This is a genomic window from Halotalea alkalilenta, from assembly GCF_001648175.1.
Taxonomy (GTDB): domain Bacteria; phylum Pseudomonadota; class Gammaproteobacteria; order Pseudomonadales; family Halomonadaceae; genus Halotalea; species Halotalea alkalilenta_A.
In genome coordinates, this window is the sequence record NZ_CP015243.1 from 3,973,359 (window position 1) to 3,997,503 (window position 24,145).

Below are 24,145 nucleotides of genomic sequence, written 5' to 3' on the forward strand. Positions count from 1 at the left end.
TCGCGTCAGCGAGAGCGGTTCAGGGCTATACGTTCGAGGAGCGTCTCCAGCGGCGTATCTTCCGCTGTCGGCTCAACGTCCTCGGCATCTGCGAGCAGTTCTCGATTGAAGACGAAAGACCCGCGAACCGGTACGGCGTCGGGCTGTGACGGCGTATTGGCTATAGGCACGGCGCGGGTTGAAAGCGCATCGATCCTTGCAGAAGACTCGACGCTCGGCGACGGTGCTCGATCAGGGACGACAGCGGGTGGCATCACATCCGTCCAGGCCCGGCGATAGTAATGACGTTCGTCCAATCCGGTACGCCGCCAGAATTCGGCCAAATCACTATCCTTCATCGTCCCCCCTTCCCCGGTGACTTATGAAGTTACTCGACTGGAACGCCCATACAGACCATCCCCACGCTCCTGAATGCATGAAAAACGCGTCGTCCGTTTCCACTTTTCATGCTCGTCGTCCGCTCGTTACATAATCAGGAATCGGCTTGTTACAAAATCGAACGTTCGACAGTGGTTTTTTACCCCAACACCGGACTTTTTGAACCAATTTGAAAGTCATTGGGACAAATCATCAACTTTATGGCCCAGGATCTCACCTGCGAGCGCGAAGCGCCCCGAGCGGGGAGGAGGTATCGATGAAGACGAGGCGACGAGGGCAAGTCAGCCTTCGCGTGCGGCCTCGCTCAGCCGCGCACCGCTCACCGCATCGGCGCCGAGCCTCCATGCGATCTCCAGCGCACGCGGGGTGTCGAAGGACTGCAGCCAGACTTTGAGCCCAGCCGCGTGGGCGCTCTGTATCCACTGGTCGAGCCGGGCCTGCAGCAGCCGGTTGCGCAGCGCGGCCTGGAGGAAGTCGGGGTCGGCGGCGATCCAGGACACCCCCATCTGCTCGAGCAGCGGCCAATGCTGGTGATCGATGGGAAGTCCCTCGACCAGCAGACGATAGCCGCGCTGCTCGAAACTCTGCACCGCTCTGCGCACGTGAAGGTCTTCGAGCAGCGCCTCGGCCTGCATCCGCAGGACGATCTGGGCGGGCTTGACGCCGAGCTGGGCGAGCAGGCTTTCGAACACCTGGCCGTGGGACGCCTCGACCGCACGGACGTGACGCCAGTGCACATCGAGGATCAGCGGAACTACGTTGCCGTCGGCATCGGGTCGGTGACGGGCGAGATGGTCAAGCGTATGAAGCACGCGCAGGAAGCGGTCGAGGAAGACCACCTCCTCCGCTTCCCAGGCGGTGTAATAGAGCGCCTTGGCATTGAGCTCGCGCCCCTGCTCGTCCTCGATCGACAGCCGCGACTCGAACGCCACCGGCGCGCTCAGCTCGCTATCGTAGAGCGCCACCTGGTCCGGTCGCAGGGTGATGCCGTCGAGTTCCGCGGTAACCGCACAGTGCTGCGGATCGTAGTCGAAACGCGCGCGGCCGCGCAGACGCGCGGCGCGGTTGAAATCATCGAGATGCGCGTTGAAATAGTTGACTACGGCTGTGAGCGGCATGGGATCTCCTGGAGCATGGATGCGAGTTCATCCTCGGGGCTTCGACACACCCTGAGGACCGCCCGGGGCTCGGGCGGCCAATGACGATGATGACCGAGGTGGCTAATAACCTGAAATACTCAGCCTACCTCTTTTTATTCCAATTCAATCATTCGGCCCTGCTCGACACGCGCCCCCCAGTGCCCGGGCACTCACTGCTCGCGCAGCCGCTCGAGCAGCGTAAGCGTAGGGAAGCCGTCGCCCGGCAGGCCCTGGCTGCGCTGGAAAGCACGCATCGCGCCGCGCGTGGCAGGCCCGATCACCCCGTCCGGGGTGCCGGCGTCGAAACCGCGCTGACCGAGCAGGGTCTGCAGTTCACGCACCTGGGTGCGGCTGAGCATGACCAGGTCACGCGGCCAGTCGCCCTGGACTCCCGCACCGCCGGAGAGACGCTGCGCCAGCAGCGCTACGCCCAGCGCGTAGCTGGTCGAATTGTTGTAACGCATGATGGCGCGAAAGTTGGGGCCGACCAGGAAGGCAGGGCCGCGCGCACCGGCGGGTAGCAGCAAAGAGGCCTGGTCGAACGCCGGCAGCGACTCACCCTCCAGCGCGGCGACGCCGAGTGCTTGCCAGGCCGCGGTCGCGCGGCGCTCGGCCATATCGGCCACCGCGTAGTCGAACCCGGCCGGCAGCCGCACCTCGGCGCCCCACGGCTGCCCCGCACGCCAGCCGTTGCGTGCCAGATAGTTGGCGGTGGAGGCGACCACGTCGGGAATGCTGCCCCAGATGTCGCGATGCCCGTCACCGTCGCCGTCGACCGCGTACTCGAGAAAGCTCGAGGGCATAAACTGGGTATGTCCCATCGCACCGGCCCAGGAACCCACCATATGGGCACGATCGATATCACCGGACTGGATGATTTTGAGAGCGCTGATCAGCTCGCCCCTCGCCCAGCTCGAGCGCCGTCCTTCATAGCCGAGCGTCGCGAGCGAATCGATCGTGGAGAAGCTGCCGAAATTGGCGCCATAGTTGCTCTCCATGCCCCAGATCGCGACGATCACCTCGGCCGGCACGCCGTACCGAGCCTCGGCCGCCTCGAGCGTAGCGCGGTGCTCGGTAAGCATCTGCCGCCCGCGCTGCACCCTGGTGTCGGATACCGCGCTGTCGAGATAGTCCCACACCGCCCGGGTGAACTCCGGCTGCGAGCGGTCGAGCTCGAGCACCCTGGGTTGGAAGCGCACCTCGGCGAAGGTGGCGTCGAAGATGCCGGGGGCGATCCCTTGCTCGAGCGCTTGAGCGCGAAACTCACCGATCCAGCGCCTGAAACCCGCCGCTTCATCGACCTCGGTCATCGCCTCGCGCGCCTCGGGCGAGACTCCCGCAGGCACCGCGGCCACGCTCGGCGCGGCCGCCTGCACGGCGCTCACGTCCGGACGCTGAGTCGCCTCGGTCCGGGCCGCGGCATCGCCCGCCGCACTCGCCGTGGTGCTGCAGCCACCGAGCGCACCGACGGCGCAGAAAAGCCCGGCGCAGAGTAGCCCGAGCCTTGAGTCGACACCACGGCGCCGCGGCTTGGAAACGGTTTGGGAGGTGACCATTGCATCCATTAACCTGCATCCCTGTCGGTTGAATCACGACGCGGCGCGCCGGGCGCCCATCTTCGCCGATCGAGCTCCAGCGAGGAAGCCGTCGATCGCCCTCGGCGCAACAGCTGCGGCACAGCTGCTAGAATGCGCGCCCAAGCCAGAGCGTCACCGCGCCTGGCGAGCAGTCTGCCAGCAGCCCGATCGATGCTTCATTTCTCATAGGCCCATCGGACCGAACGCCATGCCTTCCTCCGTCCTGCGTGCCGATCGCGTCCACGAGATCGAACGCCTCGCCCAGCGGGCGCTTGAGCGCTACCCGCCCGCACTTCGCGGCTCGGCGGCGCTGATCTGCCTCTCCGAGAACGCGACCCTGCGGATCGACACCCGAAGCGGCAGCCGCTACGTGCTGCGCCTGCATCGCCAGGGCTATCACTCACCCGCTGCGATCGAAAGCGAGCTTGCCTGGCTGCGCGCGCTCGATGAGGCGGGCCTCGAAGTGCCGCGGCCGCTCGACGGCGTGGACGGCTCGGCGCTGCAGCTGCTCGAACTCGCCAACGGCTCGATTCAGCCGGTGGTGATGTTCGAGTGGATAGAGGGAGACGAACCCCATCCGGACGAGGACCTGGAGTCCTCGTTCATCCGCCTCGGCGAACTCAACGCCCGGCTCCATGCCCATTCACGTGGCTGGACGCCCCCCGCGGGCTTCCTTCGTCCGCGCTGGGATCACGCCGGCACCGTCGGCGCGGATGCCCTGTGGGGCGACTGGCGCTGCGCGCCGTGGCTCTCCGCCGCGGGACGCGAGGTGATCGAGCAGTGCATCGTCACGATCAGCGCACGGCTCACCGACTATGGCGAAGGGCCGCAGCGCTTTGGCCTGATCCACGCTGACCCCCGGCTCGCCAACCTGCTGATCGACGGCGCGAGCACGCGAATCATCGATTTCGACGACTGCGGCCACGGTTGGTTCCTGCATGATTTGGCCAGCGCGCTGAGTTTCCATGAGCACCACCCGAAGGCGCGCCGCTGGATCGACGCCTGGCTGGAGGGATATGCCAGGATCGGTCGGCTCGAGGATGACGACCTCGCCGCGCTGCCGAGCCTGATCGTGCAACGCCGGCTGCAGCTGCTCGCCTGGACCGGCACGCGACGCGGCACCGACCCGGTCACCGCGCTCGGCCCCGGCTGGGTCGCCGAGACCGAAGCGCTGTGCCGACGCTACCTCGGGCGGGGAGATCCGCTCAAAGCTCCTTGATCTGCTGGATCGGCTGGCCGTCCTGCAGGCAGGCCTGGGTGACACTGCTGCCGGGGGGGACGCTGCGGGTCAGCCAGACGTTGCCACCGATCACCGTGCCACGGCCGATGGTGATTCGCCCGAGGATGGTGGCACCGGCGTAGATCACCACATCGTCTTCGACGATCGGATGGCGCTCGAGCCCTTTCTCAAGGTGTCCCGCCTCGTTGGCCGGGAAGCGCTTGGCGCCGAGGGTCACCGCCTGATAGATACGCACCCGGTCGCCGATGATCGCGGTCTCGCCGATCACCACGCCGGTGCCGTGGTCGATGAAGAAACTGCGCCCGATCGTGGCACCGGGGTGGATGTCGATCCCGGTCGCCGAATGCGCATGCTCGGAGATGATCCGCGCGATCATCGGCAGCCCCGAGGTGTAGAAGTAGTGCGCCAGACGGTGATGGATGACCGCCTCGACGCCGGGATAGCAGAGCAGCACTTCGTCGACGCTGAGTGCCGCGGGATCGCCCTGGTAGGCGGCGAGGATATCTTCGTCGAGTCGAGCACGAATATCCGGCAGCGCACGGGCGAAGCCCTGGAGGATGTCCTCGGCCCGGCCACGGCGCTCCTGCGGGCACTCGCTCACGCCGCGACGCCGGGCGCTATAGTCGAGCTCGAGGCGAGCCTGGTCGAACAACGCGTTCAGCGCCACGTCCAGGGTATAGCCAACGAAGAAATCCTCGCTCTCCTCGCGCAGGTCGGCGGGACCGAGGCGCATCGGGAAGAGCGCCTGGGTCAGCGAACCCACTGCGTCGCGGATCACCTTCGGCGAAGGCAGCTCGCGACCATCGTGGTCGTTCGAGCGACGCTGGTCGGCCCGCCACTTCTCTCGTCGCTGCCGGAGCTCGGCGACGGTCTCGCCGAGCTCCCAATTGACCCTCGGATCATCTTCCGAGGAAGGGTAAAGGGGTGATGACATGTGCAGGCATCTCTTCGATAGGTTGCCTCCAAGGATAGAGAATCACGGGGCTGACCAAAAGCGTTGCTCAACCGTCGTCGCCATTGCGCCAGAAAGCCTCCTCGACCACCACCGGGGCAGGGATGAGCCGCAGATCGGAAAACGCATTAGCGACCCGCTGCTGGTTATCGATCACCGCATCGCTGATCGGTACCAGGGAGTAGTCGACTTTGCGCTGCCAGGCGTCGATCACCGCCTCCGGCAGGCCAAGCTCCTTGGCCAGGATCGACACTACCTCGTCTCGATGGCTCGATGCCCATACGGCTGTCTGGTCGAGCTCATCGAGCACCTCGCGCAGAAGATCTGGATGCTCTTCGGTAAAAGCGGTGGACGCCTCGTAGAAGCTGTAGGTGGGCTCGAGCTGCGAATAATCGGCGAGCACGCGTACGTCGAGATCGTGCTCGGCGGACGACAGGTAAGGGTCCCACACCGCCCATGCATCGACATTGCCGTTGGTGAATGCGGCCCGCGCATCGGCCGGGGTCAGATAAGCCGGCTGGATTGCCTTGAAGTCGAGCCCTGCGTGGGCAAGCGCCGCGACCAGCAGGTAATTGGCGCTGGAGCCTCGCTGCACCGCGACCCGCTTGCCTTCCAGGTCGGCTACCGAACGGATCGGTGAATCTTCGGGCACCAGGATCGCTTCACCGTCGCGCGCGGCGGGAATCGCGCCAACGTAGCGCATCTCGATGCCCGCCGCCTGGGCGAATACCGGCGGCGGCGCACCGGTGTAGCCGAAGTCGATGCTGCCAGCGTTGAGCGCCTCGAGCAGCTGTGGCCCGGCCGGAAACTCATGCCAACGCACCTGCACACCCTGGTCGGCCAACCGTTTCTCGAGCGTCCCCTGGGCCTTGACCACCGACAGCACGCCGCTGCCTTTCTGGAATCCAATGCTTAATGTCTGCGCCGCCCAGCCGGGAAGCGCATATGAAAGCGCAAAGATGAGTAGCGACAGCGCCAGTGCAATACGCCACGGGCCGGTGCGATGAGTAGAGGAATGCGAGGTCATGCGAGAGGCGACTCCTAGATCGGGCTGGTGAAGACGATACCGGCTGCTCCATCTTCAAATCCCGTGCCAGCGATCAAGCTACTAATTTAAAAGGATTACCTCTTCCAGCGCTGCTAATCTCCAGGTGCTTTTCCCACAGTGCGTCTTCCCCGCTGTGGGAAAACCAGCAGCGAGCCTGGTGCCGCCTTGGACGGTCTTCGAGCGTGGAGCTTCGGGGCGAACTGCAAGTCCGGATGGCGACGCTTCGCGGATCGCGACGATGAAGGCTTCAGTACAGGCCCGCGTGTATGGCGAAAGAAACGCGCCAGGAAAGAGACGACATATCGATTCGCGTCTCTAAGCTTGCGCTGGTTTCGCGCACCCGTGATTCATCCGCCCCTCCCCTCTGCCCACGGCAAAGCTTTACTCAGTCTTTATTAAACTTATGTAAACGCCGAAAACATCTATGAGACCGGTACCATCGCCTGTTTTTCGCTTTATCTCGACCAAAGTCGGCTATGGACTTAGCAGCACGCTCCCTAGAGTTCGCCCACTGAATCGGATAATCGCCCCTTCGCAGCACTGACCAGATCGGTCCGCGGCGATGTCTTCTTCCTTATTACCGCTTCCACTAATTACAACCCTTACGTGGCTAACTCCCGGAGTACGCTCATGAGCTCATCGACCCTAGCCGCCGCACCGCCTCGTCGGCGACCGCTCTGGCACCACCTCTATTTCTGGGTACTAGTCGGCATCGGCATCGGCATTCTCATCGGCTTCTTCCTGCCCGAAGTCGGTTCTCAGATGAAGTGGCTGGCGGATCTGTTCATCAAGCTGGTCAAGATGGTGATCGCCCCGACCATCTTCGCAACCGTCGCGGTGGGCATCGCCGGGCTCGGCAACCTCGCCAAGGCCGGCGGCCTGGCCATGCGGACGGTGATCTACTTCAACGTCACCACGGTGTTCGCGCTCGGTATCGGCCTGATCACCATCAACCTGCTGGCACCAGGTGCCTCGCTCGGCCTCGACATCGCGACCTTCGACGACTCGGCCGCGCAAAGCACCATCGCCGCCGCGGGCGGAGCCGCGGGCGGCGGGCTGACGGGCTTTTTGCTCGGACTGGTACCGACCTCGTTCTTCAGCGCCTTCGTCGAAGGCCAGCTGATCCAGGTCCTGGTGCTCGCCATCCTGGTCGCCTGCGCGATCACCATGCTCGGCGAGCGCGGCAAGCCGGTAGTCGCAGCACTCGACGTGGTCGCCAAGGTGATGTTCGGGGTGATCAAGATCGTGATGTGGTTCGCTCCGCTCGGCGCGATGGGCGGGATGGCATTCACCATCGGCGAATACGGTGGGCAGATCCTCGGCTCGCTGGCGCACTTCATGCTCAGCTTCTACATCACTTGCCTGGTGTTCTTGTTCCTGATCCTGGGGCCGATCTGCTGGTGGAGCGGTTTCAGCCTGTTCAAGTACATCCGCTTCATCAAAGACGAGCTGCTGATCGTACTCGGCACCTCCTCCTCCGAGACCGTGCTGCCGCGCATGCTCGCCAAGCTCGAGGCCGCGGGCGCGCCGAAGTCGGTGGTCGGCCTGACCATTCCGACCGGCTACTCGTTCAACCTCGACGGTACCGCGATCTACATGACCATGGGTGCGATCTTCATCGCCCAGGCATTCGGTATCGATGTGCCCATCTGGACCCAGATCGGGATACTGGTGTTCATGCTGATCTCCTCCAACGGTGCCGCAGGCGTCTCCGGTGCTGGTTTGGTGACCTTGGCCGCGTCGCTGGCGGCGTTCGACGACGTCATCCCGCTGGCGGGGATCGCGCTGATCGTCGGTATCGACCGCTTCATGTCCGAAGGGCGCGCGCTGACCAACCTGACCGGCAACGGTATCGGCACCCTGGTGATCGCACGCTGGACCGGCCAGCTCGATCTCGATCGCCTGCGCTACGTGCTCGACAATCCGGAAACCGTCGATGCCGACGCCCTGATGCGCGCCGACATCGAAGGCCAAGCCAGCGAAGTCGATGGCCAATCGTCCATTGCGCCGCAGCGCGCGCCGGCCGAAGGACGCACGGACGCCTCACAGCAGGACTGGGGCGGACAACCCAAGCACTGAGCAAGATCCGATCGCGACGGGGCCCCTTGAGGGCCCCGTCGCATTTCAGCCGTCCGAACCACGCTCCCGCGCATTGGTCGCGATTGGCGTCATGGCGATTCGCCAGTGTCAATCGAGGCGATCGAGCGCGGCGTACTGCTCGGGGTAGTGACGCTCGGCGACGTCGCGGTGCGAGCGCAGGCGCCCCTTGATCGCATTAGGGCCGATCTCGCGGAACAGCGGATTCTTCGGGTCGCTCTCAGGCCCCAGCGCCAGCTTGGCCAGATGCTCGGGCAGCGGCAGCAGCGGTACGCTGCCTTCGAGCGAAGGCGAGAGGAAGTAGCCGATCGAATAGCGCACCACGCCCTCCGGCGGCGTGACCACCCGATGCATGGTGGCACGCAGATAGCCGTTGGTGGCGAGTTCGAGGATCTCGCCGATGTTGATCACGAAGGCGCCTTCGATCGGCGGCACATCGATCCATCCTTCGGGGCGCTCGACTTGGAGCCCACCGTGGTGATCCTGATGCAGCAGGGTGAGAATGCCGGCGTCCTTGTGCGCCCCCACGCCCTGGCGCAGCGCCGGGTCGCTCGAACCGGGATAGCGAATCAGCTTGAGCAGCTGGGCGGGAGTCTTGTCGATCAGCCCATCGAGCGCATCAGCGGGCTGCTCCAACGCCTGGGCGAAGGCGCGCAGCAGGCGGATCGCTACCTGACGCAGGGTCGCCGACCAGTCGAGCGCCACCTCACGCAGCTCCGGCAGCCCGGCGGGCCACTGGTTAGGCCCTTGCAGTCGCTTCCAGACCGGGGCATCGGGCCCCAGTTCGAGCGCCGGCAGCTCGACGCCGATATCGATCTGCTCACGACGGTCGGGGCGGTTGCGGGTCAGTTCATGGCCGGTGGCGGTATAGCCGCGAAAATGCGGCGAATTGGCCATTCCGATCGCATGCTTCTCCTCATCGGGCAGGGCAAAGAAGCGCCTCGACACTTCCTCTATCCGAACGAATTTCTCCGCCGCTACGCCATGTCCGATGAGATAGAAAAAGCCGATCTCGCGGGCGGCGTGGCCCAGCTCGGCGAGGAAGGCAGCGCGACGCTCGGGAACCTCCAGCTCGCGCAGGTCGAGTACCGGCAGCGCAGCCGCGGCACTCGAGACGCAACCGGGGAATGAATCACTCACTGCTCAACTCCTTTGCATGTCATCGCATTCTGCTTGGATCGCTCACTTCCCGAAGTTTAGCCCCCGACCCGCGCATCGTTCGAACATCCGCATGCTCACGCCGCCGCGGCGAGCGCGCCATCATCACAGCGTCTCTGGAGCGGCCGCCGCAGCCGAACAAGACGGTGACGCGCCAGCGCTACTGCGCCGATAGGCGGCGGCGGGATGCCGCTGCGGCAGTCGGTCACCGGCGCCGAACAGACGCTGGCGCAGGCTTTGCGGTCGCCCCTGGGCGTCGAGCGGATAGTCGCGCTTGACCAAGCCGCGCTCGCGCAGTTCGGGGACCACCAGGTCGACGAAAGCGTCGAAGCACTCCGGCACCACGGTGCGGGCCAGATTGAAGCCGTCGATGTCCACCTCCTCCACCCACCGGGCCAGCTCATCGGCAACCGTCGCCCCGCTGCCGACCAACGGCGTGTAGCGTCCACCGAGGGCATGCTGCTCGAGTAGCGCTCTAGGCGTCACCGCGCGCTCGGCGGCGGTAAGATTATCGACCGCCGACTGGATCGCATTGCGGTTGCCACGCCGGATCGGCTCGTCGAGACCGAAACGGGAGAAGTCGATCCCGGTACTCGCGGCAAAGTGTGCCAAGCCCGCTTCGGGATTGGCATAGCGCTGGTATTCGGCGAGCCGCTCCCTGGCTTCGGCGTCGCTGTCGGCGACGATCGCCGTGGCACCGAGGAATATCTTCAGGTCATCGGCACGGCGGCCGGCCTCGACCGCCTGGCGCCGGAGACTGCGCACCAGCTCTCGCGCCTTGGCGCGGTCCTGCAATGAGATGAATACGCACTCGGCATGCCGCGCGGCGAACGCCTGGCCTCGGCCCGAGCTGCCCGCCTGATAGAGCACCGGGGTGCGCTGACGCGAAGGTTCGCTCAGATGGTAGCCGCGCAGCCGGTAGAACTCGCCGTGGTGGTCGATCTCATGGACCTTGGCACCGTCGGCGAAGCGCCGGCCCGCCTTGTCGCGCAGCACCGCCGAATCTTCCCAGCTTCCTTCCCACAGCGCATAGACCACCGCCATGAACTCCTCGGCACGCTCATAGCGGCGATCGTGCTCCAGCTGACCATCGAGCCCCATCGCCCGGGCGGCGCTGTCGAGATATCCGGTGACGATGTTCCAGCCGATCCTCCCCCGGGTGAGGTGATCGAGGGTCGAAAATCGCCGGGCGAAGCTGTAGGGGGTTTCGTAGCTCAGATTGACCGTGACCCCGAAGCCCAGATGCTCGGTGACCTGGGCCATTGCCGGTACCAGCAGCAGCGGATCGTTGACCGGCAGTTGGATCGACTCGGCCAGGGTCAGCTCGATGCCTTCCTGGTAGACGTCGTAGACGCCGAGGATGTCGGCGAGAAACAGTCCATCGAAGCCACCGCGCTCCAGCGTTCTGGCGAGCCCTGTCCAGTAGTCGAGCGAATGGTAGTCAATCGAGCGATCGCGCGGATGGGCCCAGAGGCCATGGTTGATGTGCCCTACGCAGTTCATGTTGAAAGCGTTGAGCAATAGCGGCTTGCAAGTCGGCATCGGATCTCCCCTGGGGTGCATTGCACGAATGCCGGGCAAATCCCATGCCATTGGATCAAGCTGATGATTGTTCGATGGTTTTATCGATCCATCGCTGGTTCGCTAGCAGATTCCCGGCTGGATTGGCAGCGCACTGGCGGAAATCCGACAGCCAGCGAACCGTACCAGGAGCGGCTTTCGAGCACTGCCACGGCGAGCGCCGTGGCAGTGGAACCTCACCAGGCTCAGGCCGGCAGCGCGGCGTGCGTTTCGATGGTCTTGATGCAGGCGTTGGCGACTTCGACGCCCTTGAGCTTGAAATGCTCGCGGAAGAAGGTCTGATGCTCGGCGTGCTCATGGAAGCGCAGCGGGGTCAGTACCATCGACAACACCGGCACGCCAGTCTCAAGGCCCACCTGCATCAGCGCCTTGATCACCGCATCGGCGACGAAGTCATGGCGGTAGATGCCGCCATCGACGACGAACCCCGCGGCGATCACCGCTGCGTATTCACCGCTGGCGGCGAGCTTCTTGGCCAGCAGCGGGATTTCGAACGCACCCGCGACCTCGAAACGATCGATGTTGGCGGTGTCGAATCCCTGGCGCGCATATTCCTCGAAGAAGGCAAGGCGCGCGTTGTCGACGATATCGGCATGCCAGCTCGCCTGGATGAAGGCGATGCGACCGGTCGAAAAACGTGTAGCGGTGGATGATGCGAGTTCTGCGTTGACAGGCTGATTCATGGCTTCCTCATCACGATGAAAGGATCTAACGACCAGAATCAGGGCAAAAACGGATGACGAGGATACGCCCATTGGGAGCGCATGAAGGGATTCGACATCGGTTCTCTTTCATCCGGACTATCACCGTCGGCTTCGGAATCTCACCGAATCTGCTGACCCCATCAATATCATCTGACGGGCGCTCGCGGGCTTGGACGAAGGATCGTCATCACCGCCGGTGGGGAGTTTCACCCCGCCCTGAGAACTTCGCCACCCGGGGGTGGCGAAACTCACTATGCCCCCCAGACTGGGGCAAATCAATCGGTGGCTAATAACTTCTGCGTATCTCTCATGCCGCCATCCCCCTTTGCGCCGCCGGCCTCAACGGCTGCGCAGATAGGCCACGCTGCGATCGCCGATGAACTGGATGATGCAGACCACCACGATCAGGATCGCGATTACCGCGATCATCACCGTGGTGTCATAGCGCTGGTAGCCATAGCGGATCGCCAGGTCTCCGAGCCCGCCCGCACCGATCGCACCGGCCATCGCCGAAGCGCCGATCATCGCCACCAGGGTGATGGTGAAGCCACCGATGATGCCGGGCAACGCCTCGGGGAACATCACTCGCGAGATGATCGCGAACGGCTTCAGCCCCATCGCCTGGGCGGCCTCGAGCACGCCGGGATCGACCTCGCGCAGGCTCACCTCCACTACCCTGGCGAAGAACGGCGTGGCGCTGATGCTGATCGGCACGATCGCCGCCCAAACGCCGATGCTGGTGCCGACGATCAGCCGGGTCAGGGGAATCAGCGCGACCAGCAGGATGATGAACGGCGTTGCGCGGAAGCCGTTGATCACCCAGGCCAATGGCCGGTGGATCCACGGCGCGGCGAAGATCCCTCCGCGCGCGGTGGTGACCAGCAGCACCGCGAGCGGAATACCCGCGCACCACGCGATCAGCGCCGACACCGAGACCATCGTCAGGGTATCGAGAAAAGCGCCCCACAGCGCCTGGATCATTACGTCAGACATAGCCCACCACCTCGATTCGCGCATCGATCAGCGCGGCCTGCTCCAGCGCCGTGCGTGCGTCCCCACCCTTGATACCGACCAGCAGGCTTCCTTGGGCATGCCCTTGGAGACGATCGATGCCGCCGTGCAGCAGCATCGCCCGATCGCCGAGCGCAGCGAGGATCCGTCCCAACCCTACGCCGTCCTGGCGCCCTTTGACGCCACCGTAGTCGAGCTTGAACACCAGCGTGTCATGCCCCTCTTGCGGTGCCTCGCGCAGCCGTGCGGCCAAGTCCTCAGGCAAGCGTACGGCCAGCGGCGCGAGCATCGCCTTGGTGGCATCATGTCGCGGCGCACCGAACACCTGCCAGACCGGCCCGCTTTCGACCAGTTCGCCGTGCTCGAGCACCGCGACCCGGTCGCAGACCTCCCGGATCACCGCCATCTCATGGGTGATCAACACGATGGTGAGACCGAGCCGACGATTGATCTCTCGCAGCAGCGCCAGGATCGTCTGGGTGGTCTCGGGGTCGAGCGCCGAGGTCGCTTCGTCACAGAGCAGCACCTCGGGGTCGAGCATCAGCGCACGGGCAATACCGACCCGCTGCTTCTGCCCGCCCGAGAGCCGTGAAGGAAATACTTCCGCCTTGCCCTCGAGCCCAACCAGCGCCAGCAGCCGCTCGACTCGGCGGCGGATCTCCGCGCGCGGCAGCCCCGCCGCGCGGGCGGGCAGCGCCAGGTTCTCGAACACGCTCTTCGAGCGCAGCAGGTTGAAGTGCTGGAAGATCATCCCGGTGCGGCGGCGCAGTCGCACCAGTTCGTTGCCACTCAGCCGCTGCACATCCTGCCCATCGATCTCCACCGAGCCACCGCTCGCGCGTTCCAGCCGATTGATGGTGCGGATCAGGCTCGACTTGCCAGCGCCGCTGCGGCCGATGATGCCGAATATCTCTGCGCGCCTGATCTTGAGATCGATCCCCTTGAGCGCCTCCACCGGTCCTCTGGCAGTGTGGTAATGCTTGGACAGACTGCGGAAAACGATGTGCGCATCACCAGCGCGCGGCGCCTGTCTCCCGGCGGCATCGTCGACATGCGGCTCGATACCGGCAAACGCGGCGGAGCCGTCATCGCTCAGCAGCCGGTCGTAGGAGGCGCCGCTGGTGCGCAGCTCATAGCTCGAACTCATCGCATCTCTCCCTATTGCGTGGAGGCTACGTCGCTCGCATCGAGCGACGCTGGCGTAACGGTCGGCTGGCCCTGGTCGTCAAGCCAGGCAAGCTCATAGAGCGAAGGATCGCCGTAGGCCTCGGCCAGCAGCTCGCGCACCTCGGGAGCGGTCTGGTAGACGTGGATGAAGGTCTTGATGTCTTCACGATCGACGTCCTGCGGGCGAACCGCGAAGATCAGCGCGAAAGTGTGGTGCTGATCGTGAGTCAGCACCAAGGCGTCGGTGGGGTCCTTGGTACCGGCGGCGAGCAGGTGCTGGGGGTAGCCCTGCGCGATCGCCACGTCATCGATCGCGCGCGCCAGCTGTGGCCCGGGTAGCTCGATGAAGCGAAGATTCCTCGGGTTGGAGACAATGTCGTGCACGCTGGCATTGACTCCCACCCCGGGCTCGAGCTCGATCAGGCCGACCTGTTGGAACAGCGCCAGCCCGCGGCCCTGGTTGACCGGATCATCGGCGACCGCGACGGTGGCGCCCTCCTCCACCTGCTGCGGATCGGTGAGCCTGGTCGAGTAGAGCCCGATGTTGTTCTCCACACCGAAGGCAAGCGGCACCAGCTCGAAGCCTCCCTGACGCTCGGCGTTGGCGAGAAACGGTCGATGCTGGAAGTAATTGACGTCGATATCGCCGTTGACCAGTGCGGTATTCGGCGTGGTCCAATCACTGAACTCGAGCACCCTGACCGGCACGCCCTGCTGGCCCGCGAGCTCCGCGGCCTTGTAGACCGCCTCGGCCTGCGGTCCGCCGTTGATCCCCACCGTCACATCGGCTCGAGCCGCCGCCATGCTCATCCCCAGCAGCATCACGCAGCCACATGCGACGAGCACTCGCCGGGACAAGTCAGCAAACGGGCGGGGATCGTCCGAACGGGCAAACGTGAGCCGCGAGGCGGCGTTTGGTCGGTACATGGCAAGGCTCCATAGGGCAAATGGACAGCAGGCGAAAGAAAAGCGCGCGGCAATGACCGCGTACAGCTCTATCAGCAAGCCCTATGCCACATATCAAGCCATTGTTTTAAAAAGATTTATTCAAACCCTCCCTCAGCGCCAGCCGGTGCTTTACGCGCGAAGCCAACAGCGGCTGCTCATTTTCCAACAGCCGGAGAGCGGGGACATCGGCGCTCGTGCCATCGCGCTAACGCCAACGGCCGCCCCGTGGGGCGGCCGTTGGCGTCGAGGGATGCAGCGCTCAGTCCAGCCGTTCGTAGATCCGCCGGTGCTGCTCGATTCCGGCGAAGCGGAAACCGCTGGTGAGATTGCGCGAGGTGGTCAACTCACCCGAGGCGTCCCCACGCGGCGCGCTGTAGAAGCGCTCGTAGGCCTCGACGTCGAGTATCTCGCGCCCTTCGATCTGGTCGCGATGGTGGTCACTGTGCAGGTGGTCGCGATAGCCCGGCAGTACCTGGCCGGAGAAGTACTCGGCGATACAGCCGGAGCCGTAGCTGTAGAAGCCGACCCGGCGACCGGAAAGGTCCTCCGCGCTGCGCTCGAGCAGGGCGCTCAACCCGATGAACAGCGTAGCGGTGTAGCTGTTGCCGAGCTGGCGTCCGTAGTCGAGACTGATCCCAACCTGGCGCGCCAGGGTCTCGGCTTCGAGCCGCTTGTGCCCGGCGAGCGAGGCGAGGCTCTGGTGCGCCTTCTCGACCAGCTTCGGCACCGGGGTGTGATAGCAGAAGTGGTCGATGTCATCGAAGGAGAAACCGGAGCGTTCGGTGAACTGCCCCCATACCTCCTCGAGCATTTGCAGGTAAAGCCGCGAGGAGTACTTGCCTTCGACGAAGGCGAAGTCGGAGTAGTTGGGACGCCAGAAATCCATCACGTTGTCGGTGGCGACACCGTACTCGGCATCGAAGGCAAGCAGCCGGGGCTGGGCGGAGAGCACCATCGCCACCGCGCCGCAGCCCTGGGAGGGCTCGCCGGGGGTGGCGAGGCCGTAGCGGGCGATGTCGGAGGCGACCACCAGCACTTTCTTGTCCGGATACCGATGCAGGAACGGCAACGCCAGCTGCAGCGCGAAGGCACCGGAATAGCACGCCTGCTTGAGCTCGACCACACGGCAGCGGCGCGGCAGATCGAGCAGGCCATGGACGTAGATCCCCGCGGCCTTCGACTGGTCGATTCCCGATTCGGTGGCGAACAGCAGCATCTCGACCTGGTCGCGGTCGATGCCCTCCAGCGCCTTCTGCGCCGCCGTAGCGGCCAGGGTGACGATATCCTCGTCAGGGGGCGCCACCGACATCCGCTGGATGCCAAGGCCGACCGCATACTTGCGCGGATCGATGCCACGCGCCTCGGCCAGTGCCGAAAGTTCGAGCGCGTAACGGGAGGTGGAGAACGCCAATCCTTCGATGCCTATCTTCATTACCGATCTACCTCGTCCTTGGTCGAATCACGGCGTTCGAGATTCACATGGCTCTGCATCAGTTCACCCGGCACCGACTGAGCGGCGAGCAGCGAAAGCTCGCCACACAGCACCGCGGCCGCGGCGGCCACGGCGAGGCGCCGCGCATTGGCGCCAGGAGGCGCTTCACGGTCCAGACAGCCGAGCAGGCCCAAGTTGCGCTGGACGAAATCCAGCGACTTGCCATTGCCGACCGAGCCGACGATCAAGTTGGGCAGCGTCACCGAAAAGTAGAGATCCGCTCCGCGCAGCTCGGCATGCACCACCCCTTGGGAACCTTCGATGATGTTGGCCGCATCCTGGCCGGTAGCGAGGTAGAAGCCGAGCAGCATATTGGCGAAATGGGCATTGGCGGTACGCACTCCGCCCGAGAGGATGCTGCCGATCAGGTTCTTCTTGATGTTGAGCTGGACGATCCGCTCGGGTTCGGCCTTGAGCACTCGGCGCACCGTCGAGGCCGGCAGCAAGACGTCAGCGACCACGTACTTGCCACGGCCGAGAATGCCATTGACCGCGGAGTTCTTCTTGTCGGAGCAGTAGTTACCCGAGACCGACACGTACTCGAGACGCGGATACTCGCTGATCAGCCAGTCCATCAGCCGCTCAGCCGCAAGCGTTGCCATGTTATGGCCCGAGGCGTCCCCGGTGTGGAATGCGAAGCGCAAGTAGATCAGCGTACCGACCACCTGGGTGTGCAGGTCGAGCAGCCTGGCGAAACGGCTGGTTTCGCCCACCACCGCCTCGAGCGCGGCGCGGTTCCCGCTCAGCGCGTTGATCACCCGCTGCGCCTCGAAGATGTCCGGCGCCTCGAGCAGCACCGAACGGGTCATTCGATCGTCGAGCACCACGGCGTTGATCCCGCCCGCCCGGTTGCACGCGATCGCGCCTCGATGGGTAGAGGGCCAAAGCGGCGTCTCGTACGTCGCAAGCGGCAGGGGTAGTTCACCGTCCACCTCCGAACCCTTGATCCTCACCGGCCCCACCACCTTCATGGGGATCGCGGCGCTCTCCTCACTCGCCTGCCAACGCATAGAATCCAGTTTTCCAACAGTCGATAAGTATGTATGCAGGCACCGCGACACCACCGTCTCGATGGGCCGAGTGTCTTCAGGTGCACCCCACGCCCTTGCCGCCATCGTCCGCAAGTTTTCGCGGTCCTGAAGCATATTCTAGGCATCAAGGCGCCAAGCGACCATAGCGACAGCAAAGCAAGCGTCGCAAGGGCTCACCCCGATACCAGCGAAACGCCATCGCGGCGCGCTCGTTGGCATCGCATGGTAACGGCAGCCAAGCGTCAAGTCTCGCCCACGCGGGTGAAGAGGCGTTTCGGTTGGTTGTCGAAACGAGAGCAATGGAAAGCGAAGGGGAAGAATCGGCAAAAGGCGCGGCAAATGTGCCGCGCCATACGTAAGTCTCAGCTCGTCTGGCCAGAACCGCGGCCGACCTTCCAGACCAACGGTGGCTCGGTCCGGTTGACTGCCCAGTCGCCGATGATGCGCGCTTTGTAGATCAGCGGATTGTGCGATGCGGCGGTGCGTGCGTTGCGCCAGTGGCGATCGAGCAGCTGATCGACGCGCACCGCGGAGGCGCCCAGCGCATTGAAAAGTTCGGTCGCCGAGCGAAGCACCAGCTCGGCGACCACCAACTGCGCCTTGGCGGAAGCGAGTTCGGCCTCGATGTTGGCCGCATGCCTGGCCTCGACATCACCGGCAAGATGCGCATCGAACACCCGCTGCGCGGCCTCGGCGGCACTGATCGCGACGGCCTCGGCGGCGTAGACCTGCGCCGATATCTGGCCCACCACCTGGAGCACCTGTGGGTCCTCGGCGGCCCTCGGACCATTGCCATGGCTGTAGATCCGTTTGCGATCGCGTACCTGGACACTGAGATCGCGCTCGATGGCGCGGCCGATCCCCACCAGCACCGAGACCAGATTCAGTTGGTAGAACGCGGTCTGGTAGACGAAACGGCTGGCGAAATCGATTACGTCATTCCGATCCACCCGCGCGCCATCGAACAGGGTAGTACCGCTGCCGGTGGTGCGCTGGCCGAAGCCGTCCCAGTCGTCCGAGCGCTGGACCCCAGGCTGGTGGGTGCTGACCGCGGCGATCACCTTGCCACCGGTATCCGTTCTCTCGGCATAGACATCGATCCAGTCGGCGAAGATGCTGCCGGTGCTGTAGTACTTGGCCCCGTCCAACCGCCAGTGCTCGCCCTCTGGCGTCACCTTGGTCTGCACCTCGCCCAGGGCCGGTGCGCCGACCTCGGTCCAGCCGTTACCGACCAGCTGGCCATCGGCGAAGCGTGCCAGCCAGCGTTCACGATCGGGCCCGGGCGGTGCGTTGAGCCGATCCTCGACGAAGGCGAAATGGCCACGCAATGCCTGGGTCAGATTGGAATCCGCCGCGGCCAGCTCGATCCATAGCCGGACGAGCTGGACCAGTGACGCGCCGCCGCCGCCCTGCTCGAGCGGCACACGCACGGCGCCGAAACCAGCCTGCTTGAGCCAGCCGAGCTGCTCGACCGGCAGGCTGCGCTCGCGTTCGCGAGCCTCGGCACCCTGGCCTATCCGCGCGAATATCGGCCGAAAGCGCGCAGCCAGACTGTCGTAGTCGACGGCGTTGGTGAAGGTGGAATGGATGGTCATCGCAAGACGTCCTCTTATGGTCTGAAAGCGCGTCGCGGGCTCAGGTAGAGAGAGCGAACTTCGACAGTCTGGTGGCATCGGTGGCATTGGCCCGATCACGGAAGGCGCCGCGATAGCGCGCGGCGGGATGACTCGGGTCGACCCGAGCGGAGTCGCTGTCGAGCAGGTTCTCGCGCAGAGTCTCGCCGCCGTAGTCGGCACGCACTCGGCCGCGACGCTCGAGCTCGGGCACGACGAACTCGATGAAATCCTCGAAGGTGCCGGGAGTGATTGCGTAGGCGAGATTGAAACCATCGATACCCCCTACCTCCATCCAACGCTCCAGCGCACCGGCGACGGTCTCGGGGCCGCCGACCAGCACCGGACCGAGGCCACCGATGCTGCGCCGCTCGATGATGTCGCGCGGGGTCCAGCGTCGATCAGGATCAGCGGTGGCAAGCAGCTCGAGCACCGAGCGAATGCTGTCGTTGTCGATCGCCTCGAGCGGCTGGTCGGGATCGAAGGCGGAGAAGTCGACCCCAGTCCAGCCGCCGTAGAAGGTCAGCATCCCCTCGCCGCTGGCGAGGCGCTGGTACTCGTCGAACTTGCGCGCAGCGGCGGCGTCGCTCTCGGCGGTGATCACCGTCAGCAGCGTGAATATCCTCAGCGAATGCGGGTCGCGGCCGAACGCTCGAGCGCGGCTACGGATATCGTCACTGACCTCGCGCGCCTGCTCCGGCGTCGCCGGGCTGATGAACACCCCCTCGGCGTGCTTGGCGGCGAAGTCGCGCCCGCGCGGCGAGGCCCCGGCCTGGAAGATCACCGGCGTGCGCTGGGGCGAGGGCTCGCAGAGATGAATCCCCGGCACCTCGTAGTACTTACCCCGGTGACCGATCGGATGGACCTTGCGCGGATCGCTGAACACCCCGCGCTCGCGGTCGCGCACCACCGCGTCATCCTCCCACGAGCCCTCCCATAGCTTGTAGGTGACGTCGAGGAACTCATCGGCGATGTCGTAGCGTTCGTCGTGGGAGATCTGCTGCTTGTGCCCGAGGTTGACCGCGGCGCTGTTGAGATAGGAGGTGACCACGTTCCACGCCACCCGCCCCTTGGTCAGGTGATCGAGGGTCGAGAACTTGCGCGCCAGCGCATAGGGCTGCTCATAGGTCAGGGCCGAGGTCACGCCGAAGCCGAGATGCCGGGTCACCGCCGCCATCGCCGGCACCTGGAAGAATGGATCGTTGACCGGCACTTGGTCGGCATCGATCAGCGCACTCTCGACCGAGCCGCGGTAGACGTCGTAGACCCCGACCACATCGGCGATGAACAGCGTATCGAAGCGCCCGCGCTCGAGCAGCCGGGCCAGCTCGGTCCAATAATCGAGATCCTTGTAGCGCCACGCTTGGTTGTCGGGGTGGCGCCAGGTACCCGCAGCCTGATGGCTTACGCAGGTCATGTCGAAGGCGTTGAGGATAATGCGTTTGGGCATGGATCTAACTCCCTTTGATCGTGGGCGCTGCCGTGGGATCAGTCGAGGCGGTGGTGCTCCCAGGCCAGGTCGTAAAGCTCAGCGTCACCGTAGGAACGCTCGAGCGCAGCACGCACCTCTGGGGCGGTCTGGTAGATGCGAATGAACTCATGGATGCGCGGGTCGTCTCGATTGTCCGGCCGGGTGACGAACATCAGCGCGTATTTACCTCCGGTATCGCCGTTGCAGCGCAGGGTGTCGCTCGGGTCGATGGTGCCCGCTGCGCGGACGTGGATCGGGTAGCTCTGGGCGACGTCGACGTCGGGAATCACACGGGCGAGCTGCGGCCCCTGCATCTCGACGAAGCGCAAGCGCCTGGGGTTGTCGACCACGTCGAGCACGGTGCCCTGGTCGCCAACGCCATCGCGCAGCCGGATCAGCCCGGCGTCCTGGTAGAGCAAGAGCCCGCGCCCCTGGTTGACCGGATCATCGGCGACCGCAACGGTTGCGCCGTCGGGCAGTTCATCGACGCTCGCGTGCTTGCTCGAATAGAGGCAGGTCTTGTCCTCGATGCCGAAGTCCACCGCGACCAGATCGAGGCCGAGGCTTCGCTTGGCCTCGTCGAGAAACGGCCGATGCTGGAAGTAGTTGAAGTCGAAGTCGCCATTGGCGAGCGCGGTATTAGGCGTCACCCAATCGGTGAGCTCGACCACCTCGATCTCGAGCCCCTGCCGTCGGGCCACCTCGGCGGCGGCATGCACCGAGTCGGCCTTGGGGTCGCTGTTCACCGCCAGGGTCAGCGGTGCTGCCGCAGCGCTGGCCGATGCCAGCGCGAACACCAGCGAGGCGATCAGACCGCAGCGTGCAGCGACATTCATCGCGCCACCTCCAGCCGTTCGCGCTTGGTCTCGAAGCGATAGCCCGCGCCGGGATGGGGAGCAGCGAGGCGATCGCCCGCGCCGAAGAGCTTCTGGCGCAGGCTGCCGGAGCGATACTCGGACTTGTAGCGCCCACGCCGGGTCAGCTCGGGAACCAGCAAGTCGACCACTGCCTCGAAAGTCTCGGGAGTGACCGCGTAGGCGAGATTGAAGCCGTCGACGCCGGTCTCCTCCACCCACGCTTCCAGTTCGTCGGCGACCGACTCGGGGGAACCAACGCTAAGCGGCCCATAGCCGCCGATCCCGACCCAGCGGGCAACCTCCTCGGGGGTCCAGACCCGCCCGGGATCAGCGCTGGAAAACGCCTCGACCGCCGACTGGATCGCGTTGGTGTGTACATGGGCAAGCGGCTGGCGCGGATCGAACCCGGCCATATCGAGCCCGGTCCAGCCGGAGATCAGGGTCAGAGCGCCATCGAGATCGACATAGTCGAGATATTCCCGATGACGGGCACGCGCTAAGGCATCGCTGTCATCGACGATCACCGTATGCAGGTTGAAGATCTTGAGCGCGTCCGGCGCACGTCCAGCGATCTCGGCCTGGTGGCGCAGTCCTTCGACTACCTTGCGCAGCACCGTCTTCGATGGCGCAGCAGCGAACACGCACTCGGCATGCCGAGCGGCGAAGGCAGTACCGCGGGAGGAGGCCCCGGCCTGGAACAGCACCGGAGTGCGCTGCGGCGATGGCTCGCACAGGTGGATGCCAGGCACCTCGAAGTAGCGTCCGCGATGGTCGATCGGGTGGACCCGCGCCGGATCGGCGTAGCGGTTGGCCGCGGCCTCGCGCAGTACCGCCGCCGCCTCCCAGCTGCCCTCCCATAGCTTGTAGCAGACCTCGAGATACTCCTCGGCCAAGTCGTAGCGCTGATCATGGTCGAGCTGCTGGCGCTGGCCAAGATTGCGCGCGCCGCTCTCCAGGTAGGAGGTGACGATATTCCAGCCGACCCGACCATCGGTCAGGTGATCGAGTGTCGACAGGCGTCGAGCAAACGGATAGGGGTGCTCGAAGGAGAGCGAGGCGGTCAGCCCAAACCCTAGATGCTCGGTCACCGTCGCCATCGCCGCGACCAGCGGCAGCGGATCGTTCACCGGCACCTGCACCGCGCCACGCAGCGCCTCGCTGGCATCGCCGCGATAGACGTCGTAGACGCCGAGCACATCGGCGATGAACAGCGCATCGAAGCGCCCGCGCTCGAGGGTGCGAGCGAGCTCGAGCCAGTAGTCCAGCCGTCGATAGTCGCGCGCACGATCGCGCGGGTGACGCCACAGCCCCGGCGACTGATGGACGATGCAGTTCATGTCGAAAGCGTTGAGCAGGATCTCTTTCATCATCGATTCCAGGCGTCAGTTCCAGGCATGGCGCTTTGGCGAGGCGCCGTTGAGCAGATGGTTGCCGAGCAGATGGAGCTTCCAGCGCACCGGGTCGTGCAGGGTATGCACGCGAGCATTGCGCCAGTGCCGGTCATAGCCGAACTCTGAAAGCGTCGAGCTGGTGCCGCTCAGTTCGAACAGTCGCTCGGCCGCCTCGAGGGCGAACTCGGTGGTCGCCACCTTGGCCTTGGCTACCGCTACCGAGGCGAGGTCGACCGTCTCATCGTCGAGCTGGCGGTCGGCCTCGTCGACCGCCAGCGCTGCGCGCTCGAACAGCGCGTCCGCAGCCTCGCGCTGAGTGGCGAGCCGGCCGAGGCGAGCCAGCGAGAGTGGATCTTCGCAGGCCCTCTCGACCCCGCTGTCGATCCAGGGACGGGCGCGATGGCGCAGGTAATCGAGGGTGTCGTCGAGGGCACCGACGCCGATGCCAAGATCGATCGCCGCCTGAAGCAGCTGAGAGACCGGACCGTTCGAAGAGGCGCCGCCTGGCCGCTCACCCACCACCACCCGGCTACGCGGCAGCACCGCGCTATCGAGGATCACGCTACCGCTGGCGGTAGTGCGCTGGCCGAAGCTGCTCCAGTCGTCTACCACCTCGAGTCCCGAGGTATGGCGATCGAAGAACGCCACCTCCACTTGCCCCTCAGCGTTGGTCGCGGTGACGGGCACCAGATCGGCGTAGAGCGCCCCTGTGGAATAGAACTTGCGCCCGTCGACCCGGGCACGGGCCTCATCGACCGCGGTGATCCGGGTCTCGAACACGCCTACGTGGGCCCGAGTCTTTGCATCCCGAGCATTACGCTTCTCGCTCAGTGCGTTGCCGATGCGAGCGCCAGAGAGCACTGCGCCGAACAGCTCACGCTGCTGCTCCGCACTGGCGTTGAGGGCGATGAAATTGACGTAGCCGAAATGGTTCTGCGCCAGCTGGGCGATCGAAGGATCTGCCGCACTGATGATCGCGAATACCCGGGCCACGGTGAGATAAGAGGCTTGGAGGCCACCGTGCTCGCGCGGCACGCTGATCGCCCACAGGCCGCTATTGGAGTAGGCATCGAGTTCCGCCACCGGTGCCAGCCGCTCCCGGTCGCGCTGCGCGGCGCCGGGCGCGAACTGCGCCGCGAGACGATGAGCGATCTCCAAGGCCTCGGCCTCGGTAGCCACGCGGCCGGCGACGGGCCGTGAGCCCGTTGCCGTTCGATCCAGCAAGGATGGCGTGCTCATTGGGTGTGCATTCCTCGAAAGCGTTGGGAATGCTTGACAGCAACTTTCGAG

General features: G+C 65.0%; 20 protein-coding genes and 1 riboswitch. Of the genes, 2 read left to right on the forward strand and 18 right to left on the reverse strand.

Features of this window, described 5'->3' with window-relative positions:
• Nucleotides 1-5: 5 nt before the first annotated feature.
• The 3 genes from A5892_RS20360 to A5892_RS17825 form a co-directional block, all read right to left on the reverse strand.
• Nucleotides 6-338, reverse strand: a complete 333-nt coding sequence (locus A5892_RS20360) for a hypothetical protein (protein ID WP_150123597.1) — start codon at nt 336-338, stop codon at nt 6-8.
• Between the two features lie 321 nt (nt 339-659).
• Nucleotides 660-1,496 (reverse strand): EAL domain-containing protein, encoded by an 837-nt coding sequence (locus A5892_RS17820; RefSeq protein WP_064123929.1) that lies wholly within the window; start codon nt 1,494-1,496, stop codon nt 660-662.
• 191 nt (nt 1,497-1,687) lie between these two features.
• Nucleotides 1,688-3,073: a lytic murein transglycosylase gene (locus A5892_RS17825; RefSeq protein WP_082890638.1), complete on the reverse strand. Its 1,386-nt coding sequence runs from the start codon at nt 3,071-3,073 to the stop codon at nt 1,688-1,690.
• Between the two features lie 229 nt (nt 3,074-3,302).
• Between A5892_RS17825 and A5892_RS17830 the strand changes: the two genes are divergently transcribed.
• On the forward strand, nt 3,303-4,313 hold the full coding sequence (locus A5892_RS17830; protein WP_064123930.1) for a phosphotransferase enzyme family protein: 1,011 nt from the start codon (nt 3,303-3,305) through the stop codon (nt 4,311-4,313).
• Here the strand turns inward: A5892_RS17830 and epsC are convergent.
• Together epsC and A5892_RS17840 are read right to left on the reverse strand one after the other, a co-directional pair.
• Nucleotides 4,300-5,268 (reverse strand): serine O-acetyltransferase EpsC, encoded by a 969-nt coding sequence (gene epsC / locus A5892_RS17835; RefSeq protein ID WP_027348582.1) that lies wholly within the window; start codon nt 5,266-5,268, stop codon nt 4,300-4,302. The two genes, A5892_RS17830 and epsC, sit on opposite strands and share 14 nt — an antisense overlap.
• 67 nt (nt 5,269-5,335) lie before the next feature.
• Nucleotides 5,336-6,313, reverse strand: coding sequence for a sulfonate ABC transporter substrate-binding protein (locus A5892_RS17840; RefSeq protein WP_064123931.1), 978 nt, complete (start codon nt 6,311-6,313; stop codon nt 5,336-5,338).
• A 651-nt stretch (nt 6,314-6,964) separates the two neighbouring features.
• Between A5892_RS17840 and dctA the strand changes: the two genes are divergently transcribed.
• Nucleotides 6,965-8,413, forward strand: a complete 1,449-nt coding sequence (dctA, locus tag A5892_RS17845; RefSeq protein WP_064123932.1) for a C4-dicarboxylate transporter DctA — start codon at nt 6,965-6,967, stop codon at nt 8,411-8,413.
• A gap of 108 nt (nt 8,414-8,521) precedes the next feature.
• Here dctA and A5892_RS17850 read toward each other — a convergent pair whose 3' ends face one another.
• From A5892_RS17850 to A5892_RS17910, 13 genes are all read right to left on the reverse strand, one after another.
• Complete coding sequence (locus A5892_RS17850; protein WP_064123933.1) at nt 8,522-9,571, reverse strand: isopenicillin N synthase family dioxygenase; 1,050 nt, start codon at nt 9,569-9,571, stop codon at nt 8,522-8,524.
• A 123-nt stretch (nt 9,572-9,694) separates the two neighbouring features.
• On the reverse strand, nt 9,695-11,131 hold the full coding sequence (locus A5892_RS17855) for an LLM class flavin-dependent oxidoreductase (protein WP_064123934.1): 1,437 nt from the start codon (nt 11,129-11,131) through the stop codon (nt 9,695-9,697).
• Nucleotides 11,132-11,355: 224 nt separating this feature from the next.
• Complete coding sequence (locus tag A5892_RS17860) at nt 11,356-11,925, reverse strand: 6,7-dimethyl-8-ribityllumazine synthase (RefSeq protein WP_317627704.1); 570 nt, start codon at nt 11,923-11,925, stop codon at nt 11,356-11,358.
• 24 nt (nt 11,926-11,949) lie between these two features.
• A riboswitch (FMN riboswitch) is annotated at nt 11,950-12,102 on the reverse strand.
• A gap of 111 nt (nt 12,103-12,213) precedes the next feature.
• Entirely contained in the window at nt 12,214-12,867 is a 654-nt protein-coding gene (locus A5892_RS17865) for a methionine ABC transporter permease (protein WP_064123936.1), read from the reverse strand.
• Complete coding sequence (locus A5892_RS17870) at nt 12,860-14,032, reverse strand: methionine ABC transporter ATP-binding protein (RefSeq protein WP_082890546.1); 1,173 nt, start codon at nt 14,030-14,032, stop codon at nt 12,860-12,862. Before A5892_RS17870 ends, A5892_RS17865 begins: the two co-directional genes overlap by 8 nt.
• 11 nt (nt 14,033-14,043) lie before the next feature.
• The gene (locus A5892_RS17875; protein WP_064123937.1) at nt 14,044-14,979 is read right to left on the reverse strand and encodes a MetQ/NlpA family ABC transporter substrate-binding protein; all 936 of its coding nucleotides are present in this window, start codon (nt 14,977-14,979) and stop codon (nt 14,044-14,046) included.
• A 280-nt stretch (nt 14,980-15,259) separates the two neighbouring features.
• Nucleotides 15,260-16,432 (reverse strand): hydroxymethylglutaryl-CoA synthase, encoded by a 1,173-nt coding sequence (locus A5892_RS17880; protein WP_064123938.1) that lies wholly within the window; start codon nt 16,430-16,432, stop codon nt 15,260-15,262.
• Nucleotides 16,432-17,502 carry a hydroxymethylglutaryl-CoA reductase gene (locus A5892_RS17885; protein WP_064123939.1) on the reverse strand — a complete coding sequence of 357 codons (1,071 nt, stop codon included), beginning with the start codon at nt 17,500-17,502 and terminating at the stop codon, nt 16,432-16,434. Before A5892_RS17885 ends, A5892_RS17880 begins: the two co-directional genes overlap by 1 nt.
• Before the next feature lie 383 nt (nt 17,503-17,885).
• The gene (locus A5892_RS17890; RefSeq protein ID WP_064123940.1) at nt 17,886-19,118 is read right to left on the reverse strand and encodes an acyl-CoA dehydrogenase family protein; all 1,233 of its coding nucleotides are present in this window, start codon (nt 19,116-19,118) and stop codon (nt 17,886-17,888) included.
• Between the two features lie 40 nt (nt 19,119-19,158).
• Nucleotides 19,159-20,586 (reverse strand): LLM class flavin-dependent oxidoreductase, encoded by a 1,428-nt coding sequence (locus A5892_RS17895; RefSeq protein ID WP_064123941.1) that lies wholly within the window; start codon nt 20,584-20,586, stop codon nt 19,159-19,161.
• 38 nt (nt 20,587-20,624) lie between these two features.
• Complete coding sequence (locus A5892_RS17900) at nt 20,625-21,443, reverse strand: MetQ/NlpA family ABC transporter substrate-binding protein (RefSeq protein ID WP_064123942.1); 819 nt, start codon at nt 21,441-21,443, stop codon at nt 20,625-20,627.
• Complete coding sequence (locus A5892_RS17905) at nt 21,440-22,831, reverse strand: LLM class flavin-dependent oxidoreductase (protein ID WP_223302726.1); 1,392 nt, start codon at nt 22,829-22,831, stop codon at nt 21,440-21,442. Before A5892_RS17905 ends, A5892_RS17900 begins: the two co-directional genes overlap by 4 nt.
• 15 nt (nt 22,832-22,846) lie before the next feature.
• Nucleotides 22,847-24,094, reverse strand: a complete 1,248-nt coding sequence (locus A5892_RS17910; protein ID WP_064123944.1) for an SfnB family sulfur acquisition oxidoreductase — start codon at nt 24,092-24,094, stop codon at nt 22,847-22,849.
• Between the last annotated feature and the right edge of the window lie 51 nt (nt 24,095-24,145).

What these genes read in the sequence shown, in the direction of transcription:
- A5892_RS17840 (WP_064123931.1), bottom strand. Translation starts at nt 6,313, where the DNA reads ATGACCTCGCATTCCTCTACTCATCGCACCGGCCCGTGGCGTATTGCA.
- A5892_RS17855 (WP_064123934.1), bottom strand. Translation starts at nt 11,131, where the DNA reads ATGCCGACTTGCAAGCCGCTATTGCTCAACGCTTTCAACATGAACTGC.
- A5892_RS17825 (WP_082890638.1), bottom strand. Translation starts at nt 3,073, where the DNA reads ATGGTCACCTCCCAAACCGTTTCCAAGCCGCGGCGCCGTGGTGTCGAC.
- A5892_RS17900 (WP_064123942.1), bottom strand. Translation starts at nt 21,443, where the DNA reads ATGAATGTCGCTGCACGCTGCGGTCTGATCGCCTCGCTGGTGTTCGCG.
- A5892_RS17890 (WP_064123940.1), bottom strand. Translation starts at nt 19,118, where the DNA reads ATGACCATCCATTCCACCTTCACCAACGCCGTCGACTACGACAGTCTG.
- epsC (WP_027348582.1), bottom strand. Translation starts at nt 5,268, where the DNA reads ATGTCATCACCCCTTTACCCTTCCTCGGAAGATGATCCGAGGGTCAAT.
- A5892_RS17820 (WP_064123929.1), bottom strand. Translation starts at nt 1,496, where the DNA reads ATGCCGCTCACAGCCGTAGTCAACTATTTCAACGCGCATCTCGATGAT.
- A5892_RS17870 (WP_082890546.1), bottom strand. Translation starts at nt 14,032, where the DNA reads ATGAGTTCGAGCTATGAGCTGCGCACCAGCGGCGCCTCCTACGACCGG.
- A5892_RS17865 (WP_064123936.1), bottom strand. Translation starts at nt 12,867, where the DNA reads ATGTCTGACGTAATGATCCAGGCGCTGTGGGGCGCTTTTCTCGATACC.
- A5892_RS17830 (WP_064123930.1), top strand. Translation starts at nt 3,303, where the DNA reads ATGCCTTCCTCCGTCCTGCGTGCCGATCGCGTCCACGAGATCGAACGC.
- A5892_RS17895 (WP_064123941.1), bottom strand. Translation starts at nt 20,586, where the DNA reads ATGCCCAAACGCATTATCCTCAACGCCTTCGACATGACCTGCGTAAGC.
- A5892_RS17905 (WP_223302726.1), bottom strand. Translation starts at nt 22,831, where the DNA reads ATGAAAGAGATCCTGCTCAACGCTTTCGACATGAACTGCATCGTCCAT.
- A5892_RS20360 (WP_150123597.1), bottom strand. Translation starts at nt 338, where the DNA reads ATGAAGGATAGTGATTTGGCCGAATTCTGGCGGCGTACCGGATTGGAC.
- A5892_RS17910 (WP_064123944.1), bottom strand. Translation starts at nt 24,094, where the DNA reads ATGAGCACGCCATCCTTGCTGGATCGAACGGCAACGGGCTCACGGCCC.
- dctA (WP_064123932.1), top strand. Translation starts at nt 6,965, where the DNA reads ATGAGCTCATCGACCCTAGCCGCCGCACCGCCTCGTCGGCGACCGCTC.
- A5892_RS17885 (WP_064123939.1), bottom strand. Translation starts at nt 17,502, where the DNA reads ATGCGTTGGCAGGCGAGTGAGGAGAGCGCCGCGATCCCCATGAAGGTG.
- A5892_RS17860 (WP_317627704.1), bottom strand. Translation starts at nt 11,925, where the DNA reads ATGGGCGTATCCTCGTCATCCGTTTTTGCCCTGATTCTGGTCGTTAGA.
- A5892_RS17880 (WP_064123938.1), bottom strand. Translation starts at nt 16,432, where the DNA reads ATGAAGATAGGCATCGAAGGATTGGCGTTCTCCACCTCCCGTTACGCG.
- A5892_RS17875 (WP_064123937.1), bottom strand. Translation starts at nt 14,979, where the DNA reads ATGTACCGACCAAACGCCGCCTCGCGGCTCACGTTTGCCCGTTCGGAC.